General features: G+C 65.7%; 1 protein-coding gene. It reads left to right on the top strand.

Annotated elements, in window-relative coordinates:
- A partial coding sequence (locus Sru01_RS35120) for an FG-GAP repeat domain-containing protein (RefSeq protein ID WP_203995272.1) occupies positions 1-832 on the top strand: 832 nt, incomplete at its 5' end.
- Position 833: the final 1 nt, after the last annotated feature.

Genomic DNA, 833 nt, shown 5'->3' with positions numbered 1-833 from the left:
GCCGCCTTCGGTGGTGGACGGGGGGACGCGGTTCGCGGACATCGATGGTGATGGGCGGGAGGATCTGGTGGCGTTCTGGGGTGATGGGACGGTGCATGTGTATCGGAACGTGGGCTGGGACGGGCGGGTGTTCGATGGGGTGGACACCAAGGTGGTGGCGTCGGGGTTCACCGATCCGGAGCAGGCGAAGCTGGCTGATCTGGATGGGGATGGCCGGGCGGAGTTGATGTCGATCTTCCCGGATGGGTCGGTGCACGCGTATCGGAATCTGGGCTGGGGGTCGGCCAAGGTGTTCGACGGGGGTGTGCAGAAGGTGGTGGCGTCGGGGTTCAAGGACGCGACCCGTACCTCGTTCGCCGACGTCGATGGTGATGGGCGGGCGGATCTGGTGGGGGGCCGGTCGGATGGTTCGGTGCATGTGTACCGGAACCTGGGCTGGGATGCGTCGCCGAATGTGTACGACGGGAATGTGCAGAAGGTGGTGGCGTCGGGGTTCTCGGCGCCGGGGACCAAGTTCGCCGACATCGATGGTGATGGGCGGGCGGAGATCATGGCGTTCTACGCCAATGGTGATGTGCACGTGTACCGGAACCTGGGCTGGGACGCCTCGCCGAACGTGTTCGACGGCAATGTGCAGAAGGTGGTGGCGTCGGGGTTCAAGGACGCGTCGCGGACCAAGTTCGGTGATCTGGACGGTGACGGCCGCGCGGAGATCGTCTCGATCTTCGCCGACAAGACGGTGCACGCGTACCGCAACCTGGGCTGGGACGCGACGCCCAACGTCTACGACGGCAACGTCCAGAAGATCGTCGCCTCCGGCTTCACCCCCTGAG

Source organism: Sphaerisporangium rufum (assembly GCF_016863395.1).
Lineage (GTDB): Bacteria > Actinomycetota > Actinomycetes > Streptosporangiales > Streptosporangiaceae > Sphaerisporangium > Sphaerisporangium rufum.
Note: the sequence above shows the minus strand (reverse complement) of the source record. Positions and strands in the feature narration are given on the sequence as shown.